Here is a 7372-nt window from a genome sequence, read left to right as displayed (position 1 = left end):
CTTTTTCTACTGTGCAGGAGATGTTCTGCGTGCAGACGCCAATCCCCGTTACTGTCCTCACCGGCTTCCTCGGTGCCGGCAAGACAACGCTGCTCAAGCACATACTCAAGGCCGAGCACGGGCTGAAGATTGCCGTGATCGAGAATGAATTCAGCGATGCCGGTATCGACAGCCAGCTGCTTGGCGATGAGCCGGTACAGGTCATGACCCTGGCCAATGGCTGTGTGTGCTGCAGCATCCATGGCGACCTTACCCGTGCCCTTTACCTGCTGCTCGAACGCCTGGACGCTGGCGAGATCGCCTTCGACCGCCTGGTCATCGAGTGCACCGGCCTGGCCGATCCTGCGCCCGTTGCGCAGACCTTCTTCGTTGACGAAGAACTGCGTGAGCGCTACATCCTCGATGGCATCATCACTCTGGTCGATGCCGCCCACGCCGAAGTGCATCTGACCCAGACCATTGCCCAGGCCCAGGTCGGTTTTGCCGACCGGCTGCTGCTGAGCAAGACGGACCTGGTCGAGCCAGCTGCGGTGGAGGCCCTGCGCGAGCGCCTGGCTCGGATCAATGGCCGGGCGGCCATCCGGGTGGTCGAGCATGGTCGCATCGACTTGGCCGAGCTGCTCGATGTGCGCGGCTTCAACCTTAACCCGGACCTGGGCGCCAACCTCAAGCCGAGCCTGCGTCCGCTGCTCAAGCCGGCCACGCCGGACCGGATTTCCACCCTGGTGCTGCGCACCGAGACTGCACTGGACATCGACCGCCTCAGCGACTTCATGAACGAACTGCTGGAGGAGCATGGCAAGCAGTTGCTGCGCTACAAGGGCGTGCTGAACATTGCCGGCGAGGACCGTCGCCTGGTGTTCCAGGGCGTGCTCAAGCTCTACGGCTTTGACTGGGACGCCGAATGGGCGGCAGACGAGAACCGCGAGAGCGTGATGGTATTCATTGCCGATGAACTGCCCGAGGCTAAGATTCGGGCTGGGTTCGAGGCGCTGGCTGCGGGTTGATCCGGCGCGGCGACTGGGCCTCGAACCACTGCGGCCATGAGCTGCGGTGGCGGGTTTCGACTTCGATGCACGGGATCAGCCGCTCGGTGAGCACGGCGGTTTGCCGCACGGCCTTGGCGGTGCGGTATTTGACGCTGTGAATGCACTCACGGTCGCCAAACTCGCAGCGGTTCAGCGCCGTGCCCCCGCAAGGGCCGTTGGCCAGGCCTTTGGGGCAGGTTTCCGGGCAGGTGTAGAGGGTGTCTTCCAGGCGGCAACGGCCGCAGGTGTCGCAGCCTACCAGCGGGCGTTTGGCTGCCCGCTCCAGCCCGTGCAGCACGCGGGCTCCGCGCTTGGTTGCCCAAAGTGGCTGACGCACGGCCCAACCGAACGCTTTGCTGAGCCAGTTGGCACGGCTGAACAGCAGCGAGTGGGCGGTGTGCAGCAGGTGATAGCGGACTTTTTCCTTGCTTGAGGCACTGACTGTCGATTCGCCCTGGCGCCAGTTGCCCTGCGGCGGATGGAACGCGACGATGGGCAAGCCCGGCATCTGCCAGTTGTCGGCCCAGGCGGGCGCCCAGTGCTCCAGTGAGTGGATTTGCGCGTGCCAGTGGTGCAAGCGCTCCTCCAGTGCAAGCAACTGCTTGAGCTCGTGAATTCCCGACAGGTGCACGCCCGCGTAACCCATCAGCTTCACACCGATGATCTGCAGGGCCAGGCGGTCGACGCTGCGCGCCTGGGCAAAGGCCTTGGACACCTTGCTTTCAGCTTCGAGCATGTCGCACATCGAGGGCGACACGGTTACCCCTGCCACATGCTCGAGCATGGTCGCGCGGCCATGGGTCAGGCCCATCAGGCAGGCCAGCATCGGTTTGGGCGAGGCCTGGCGCTGCATCCAGTGGATGGCTTCCTGGTGCTTGCTGGCATCGAAGCCGAGTTGCAGGGTAAGGAAGTCGGCACCGGCGGCGAGCTTTTTCTCGGCCTTGAAGTACTGTGCGCCGCCTTCTTCCTCGTGGTACTTGAACGGGTTCAGTGCCGCGCCGAGCAACCAGTGCGGGCAGGCCTGGCGCGCAATCAGCAAGGCGGCGACCGACTCCAGGTAGCGCACCGGGCGTTCACCGGGTTGGTGGCCGGGCAGGCGGTCGCCGGTGAGCAGCAGCAACTGATCGTGGCCGGCAGCGTCCATGCGCTGCAGCTGGGCCAGAAGATGATGACGCTCGCGGTCCTTGCCGGAGAAGTGCGGCAGGGCGGGGAGCGGGGTGCTGAAAGAGGCGAGCGCGTCCAGAGGCGACATGTCCAGCGGGCTGCCCACGCGGTCGCCGATGGCGACGGTCATGGGCCAGCCGCACAATTGCCCGCGGGCCATGATCGCCTCCATCGCGGCGAAGCGTTCCGCCGAGGGCTTGGGGACGAATTCCATGACGCAGACGAATTGTTTTTCGCGCAGCGCGGCTTTCAGCAGGCTCATGGCTCGAGGGCACCTGGAGTATTCAGGTTGGCATTGTGCGGCAGGTTATCGGTTGGGCTCATGTCTGAATACGTAGGCTGCTGCTCTGAACGAGACATTCGAGCTCATCGGCATCATGAGTATTTCTTGAGTTCATCTCAAATTTAATGAGTTTGTCTCAGGCGCTCGCTGGTCGGAAAATTCCCCCATTCATTTCGGTACTCTTTTTCGGAACGCTGAGGGGCAAGACATGGCACTGGCACACAACCTGGGGTTCCCCCGTATCAACCGTGACCGCGAGCTGCGTGCCCGCCACTGGCAAATGCAGAAAGACGCTGGCATCGAGCTGTTGCCGGTCGGCGATTCTGCCTGGTACGACCAGGTGCCGCCGCATTCGCTCAGCACTGACGACCAGCAGTTTGCCCAACACTGGGAACAGCTGTTCGAAGAAGTCAAGGAAGCGAAGGCCTTGGGCCATGCGGTCAAGCCGGTGGTGATCGGCCCATTGACCTACCTGTGGCTGGGTAAGAAAAGCGGCAGCGGCCTGGACGAACTGGAGTTGCTGGAACGCCTTCTGCCGCTGTATGACCAGGCCCTCAACCGCCTCGCTGGCCTGGGTGTGGAATGGGTACAGATTGATGAGCCGATCCTGGCCCAGGAACTGCCGCAGGACTGGAAAAACGCCTACGAACGCGTTTACAACATCCTTCAGCGTGCACCGCTGAAGAAGCTGATCGCCATTTATTCCGGTGGCTTGGAGGGCAACCTCGGCGTGGCCGCCAACCTGCCGGTCGATGGCCTGCATATCGACTTGGTCCAGGCCCCCGACCAGTACCCGACCATCCTCGACCGCCTGCCGGCATACAAGGTGCTTTCGCTGGGCCTGGTTGACGGCAACAACGCCTCGTCCTGCGATCTGGAAAAGACCCTGGACCTGCTGCGCGACGCCCACGATCGCCTGGGTGAGCGGCTGTGGGTAGCTGCATCCTGCTCATTGCTGCACAGCCCGGTCGACCAGGCCGTGCAGAAATGTCAGGAAGTTGCGCTGCTGGCCAGCGCCATCAATCAAGCGGCTGCCTATGAGTTGCGCGCCACTGCCTGATGCTTGTGCAGTCAGCGCCGGCTCAACGCTCGATCGCCAGTGCGACACCCTGGCCACCACCAATGCACAAGGTGGCCAGCCCTTTGCGGGCATCCCGCTTGATCATTTCATGCAGCAACGTCACCAGCACCCGGCACCCGGAAGCGCCAATCGGGTGGCCCAGGGCAATTGCCCCGCCATTGACGTTGACCTTGCTCGCATCCCACTCCAGCGCCTTACCCACCGCCAGCGCCTGCGCGGCAAAGGCTTCGTTGGCCTCGATCAGGTCAAGGTCAGCCAGCTGCCAGCCGGCCTTGTCCAGGCAGCGCTGGGTCGCCGACACTGGGCCAATGCCCATGATCGCCGGGTCCACCCCTGCGCTGGCATAAGCGGCAATCTTTGCAAGTACAGGCAGCCCCAGGGCCTGAGCCTTGCTGGCGCTCATCAGCAGCACTGCGGCGGCGCCGTCGTTGAGGCTGGAGGCGTTGCCGGCGGTGACGCTGCCGTCCTTCTTGAAGGCCGGGCGCAACTTGGCCAACGATTCGGCGGTGGTGTCCGGGCGAGGTTGTTCATCGCGGTCGAAGACTTTTGGCTCGCCTTTTTTCTGCGGCATCACGATCGGGGTGATTTCATCCTTGAAGCGGCCTGCTTCGATCGCCGCCACGGCCTTGCGCTGGGATTCGGCGGCGAAGGCGTCCTGCTGCTCGCGGTTGAGGCCATATTTGTCCACCAGGTTCTCGGCGGTGATGCCCATGTGGTAGTCGTTGAAGGCGTCCCACAGGCCATCGCTGATCATGCTGTCGATCAGCTGGCCATGGCCCATGCGCTGGCCGGTACGTGCCGAAGGCATCACATAAGGGGCCAGGCTCATGTTCTCCTGGCCACCGGCGATCACCACCTCGGCGTCACCGCAGCGGATTGCCTGGGCGGCCAGGTGCAGCGCCTTCAGGCCCGAACCGCAGACCTTGTTCAGGGTCAGTGCCGGCACGCTGTAGGGCAGGCCGGCCTTGATCGCAGCCTGGCGCGCAGGGTTCTGCCCGGCACCGGCGGTGAGTACCTGGCCGAGGATCACTTCGTCGACCTGGGCCGGATCCAGCTGGGTCTGCTCCAGCAGCTGTTTGATCACCGCCGCACCGAGGTCCACGGCAGGCACAGTGGCCAGGGCACCCTGGAAGCTGCCGATGGCGGTACGGGTTGCGGCGACGATGACCACGTCGTTCATGTTGTTGTTCTCCGGGCAATGGGCGTAGTGCTGCCAGCATCGGCGGGTTTGGTTGATTTGTTAAGTTTGTTTTTCTTTGTGATTGATGTGAAAAGCCAATCAATGGGCTGCCTGTTGCATGTCGCAAGTGCTTCGGCGCCTGCGAGATCGAGCGCCGCCCGCGCGGCGCATCGCGGATAAATCCGCTCCCACATTTGTTGCAACGTGCCGAACCTGATAGGCCATGGTTGCCCGCCTTGGCGCATGACTCAAGTCAGGTGAAGCGGCATCAATGCCCACCTCAAAATCCCGTCATGCCAACAAGGCTGAAAACCATGGCCTGACAGGAAAGGCCACGTTGCAACAAATGTGGGAGCGGATTTATCCGCGATGCGCCGCGCGGGCGGCGCTCGGTCTCGCAGGCGCCGAACTTCTGTCGACATGCACCTGGCGGCCTTCACACAGCCGGGCACTGGTGGGTGACGCAATGAATCCCTCCACCCCCGGCCGCAATCGCATCGATATCCAATTGCACGATATCCCGCCCCGGATACAACACGGCCAACAACGCCCGCGCCTTTTCATCGGCCTGCGCATCACCGAACTGCGGTGCGATGATCGCGCCGTTGATCACGAAGTAGTTGATATAACCTGCTGCGAAGTCGTTGTTTCCCTGGCTGAACCTGTTACGCCGCCCCTGCATGGGCGGGGATACCACGTGCACCTGCAAATGCCTGCCTTCGGCGTCGGTGGCTTTCTTGAGTATCTCCAGGTGCTTGCGGGTCACCGCGTAGTCATAGGCGTCCGGGTCGTTGTCCAGGTTGGCGACCACCACCCCCGGGCGTACGAAGCGGGCATAGAAGTCCACATGCCCGTCAGTGATGTCTTCCCCGGCGATGCCCGGCAGCCAGATGATCTTGCTCAGCCCCAGGCGTGCCTTGAGTTCGGCCTCGACGTCGGCCTTGCTCCAGCCCGGGTTGCGGTTGGCATTGATCCAGCTGCTCTCGGTCATGATGCCGGTGCCATGGCCGTCCACCTCGATGGCGCCACCTTCGCCCACCAGCTCGCTGCGCTGGTAGCGGGCTCCGGCCAGGGTGGCAGCGCGCTTGGCCAGCTGCGCGTCGTTGCGGTGGCGTTGCTTGTTGCCCCAGCCGTTGAAGTTGAAGTCCACCGCTGCGAGGGCGCCGTCATCGTCGACGACGAAGTTGGCGCTGATGTCGCGCATCCAGATGTCGTCCAGGTCGCAGGTGACGAAGTGGGTGTTGCTGCTGCCACAGTGCCGTTCTGCCAGTTCACGCTCGCTGGCGCGGCAGAACACCGTCAGCGGCTGGTAGCGGGCGATGGCCTGGGCGATACGGCCCTGGGCGGCTTGCACGTCAGCGGTGAAGTCCTCCCAGATCGCATCCTGCGCACCAAAGGCGATGAACGCGCGCTGCTGCGGCTCGCCTTCGTCAGGCATGAACCAGCGCCCGGGCTCTTCGGCGCGGGCCAGGCCCAGCGGCAGGCCGAGGCCGGCCCCAAGGCCTGCGGCCAGTGACAGTTGCAGAAAGGTTCTACGGCTTGGCATGGCTCAGTCCTGTGCAGTCTTGAAGCGGGTCCACACACGCATGCGCGCGCGCATGTCGGCCTGTGGAATGTCGCGGCCCGGGATCAGCCGAGCGTAAGTGGCTTCGTCGAGGTAGATGTCGGGGTTGTCGCGCATGCGCGGGTCCACTGCCTGGCGCGCCTTGGCGCTGGCCGTGGGGTAGCCGGTGAAATTGCTGATGGCAGCCATGTTCGCCGGGCGCATGACGAAGTTGATGAAACGATAGGCGTAATCCGGGTGCTGGGCATCGGCGGGGATGGCCATGGTGTCCATCCACACCGTGGTGCCCTGGCGCGGTACGCGGTACTGGAAATCAAGGTGCTTGCCGGCAGCTTCGGCGGTGCGCTGGGCCTGGATCACGTCGCCGCTGTAGCCCAGCGACAGGCAGAGGTTCTCGTTGACCAGCTCGGTTACCGGTTGCGACTGGAACTTGCGGATGTACGGGCGCACCGCCTTGAGCAGCTCGCTGGCGGCAGCCAGGTCTTCACGCTTGGCGCTGCGTGGTTCGCGGCCCAGATAATTGAGCACCACGGCCAGTACTTCGTCAGGCGAGTCGATGATCGAGATGCCGCAATCGGCGAACTTGGCGGCCAGCTCAGGTTTGAACAGCAGGTCGAGGTTATCCAGCGGCGCATCGGGCATGCGCTGGCGGACTTTCTCGGCATTCGCGGTCAGGCCGATGGTGCCCCAAGTGTAGGGGACGGTCGCCTGGCTGGCTTTAGGGTATTGATCGTGCAGCTTGCGCAGGCCGGGCTCGATATCGTCGAGTGCTTCCAGGCGGCTGCGGTCCAGCGGCTTCAGGCTGCCGGCACGCATCAGCCGTTCAGCCACGGTGTCGCCTGGGAACACCAGGTCGTAACCACTGCGCCCGGACATCAGCTTGGCTTCGAGCACCTCGCTGCCGTCCATCACGTCATAGATCACCTGGATACCGGTTTCGGCGGTGAACTGCTTGAGGGTGTCCTCGGCGAAGTAATCGGCCCAGTTGTACAGGCGCAGGGTGGGTTGGTCAGCCTGGGCCTGGCTGGCGCAGATGGCCAGGGCCAGTGCGGCGAATACGTGGCGTTTCATG

General features: G+C 63.6%; 6 protein-coding genes. 2 read left to right on the top strand and 4 right to left on the bottom strand.

The window, feature by feature from the left end:
* Nucleotides 1-29 precede the first annotated feature (29 nt).
* Nucleotides 30-1007, top strand: coding sequence for a GTPase (gene yjiA, locus APH27_RS12335; RefSeq protein WP_060484945.1), 978 nt, complete (start codon nucleotides 30-32; stop codon nucleotides 1005-1007).
* Here the strand turns inward: yjiA and APH27_RS12330 are convergent.
* Nucleotides 967-2454: a methylenetetrahydrofolate reductase C-terminal domain-containing protein gene (locus tag APH27_RS12330; RefSeq protein WP_060484943.1), complete on the bottom strand. Its 1488-nt coding sequence runs from the start codon at nucleotides 2452-2454 to the stop codon at nucleotides 967-969. The genes yjiA and APH27_RS12330 overlap by 41 nt on opposite strands.
* A 229-nt stretch (nucleotides 2455-2683) precedes the next feature.
* Between APH27_RS12330 and APH27_RS12325 the strand changes: the two genes are divergently transcribed.
* A complete protein-coding gene (locus APH27_RS12325) occupies nucleotides 2684-3535 on the top strand; it encodes a 5-methyltetrahydropteroyltriglutamate--homocysteine methyltransferase (RefSeq protein WP_060484942.1) in 852 nt (283 codons plus the stop codon).
* 22 nt (nucleotides 3536-3557) lie between these two features.
* Here the strand turns inward: APH27_RS12325 and APH27_RS12320 are convergent, their stop codons facing one another.
* The 3 genes from APH27_RS12320 to APH27_RS12310 all read right to left on the bottom strand — a co-directional run bounded on the left by APH27_RS12320 (nucleotide 3558) and on the right by APH27_RS12310 (nucleotide 7371).
* Nucleotides 3558-4736, bottom strand: coding sequence for an acetyl-CoA C-acetyltransferase (locus tag APH27_RS12320; protein ID WP_060484941.1), 1179 nt, complete (start codon nucleotides 4734-4736; stop codon nucleotides 3558-3560).
* 436 nt (nucleotides 4737-5172) lie between these two features.
* Nucleotides 5173-6282 (bottom strand): agmatine/peptidylarginine deiminase, encoded by a 1110-nt coding sequence (locus APH27_RS12315; protein ID WP_060484940.1) that lies wholly within the window; start codon nucleotides 6280-6282, stop codon nucleotides 5173-5175.
* Between the two features lie 3 nt (nucleotides 6283-6285).
* Nucleotides 6286-7371 (bottom strand): extracellular solute-binding protein, encoded by a 1086-nt coding sequence (locus APH27_RS12310; protein ID WP_060484939.1) that lies wholly within the window; start codon nucleotides 7369-7371, stop codon nucleotides 6286-6288.
* Nucleotide 7372: the final 1 nt, after the last annotated feature.

The organism is Pseudomonas sp. NBRC 111123, assembly GCF_001320205.1.
Lineage (GTDB): Bacteria > Pseudomonadota > Gammaproteobacteria > Pseudomonadales > Pseudomonadaceae > Aquipseudomonas > Aquipseudomonas putida_J.
Note: the sequence above shows the minus strand (reverse complement) of the source record. Positions and strands in the feature narration are given on the sequence as shown.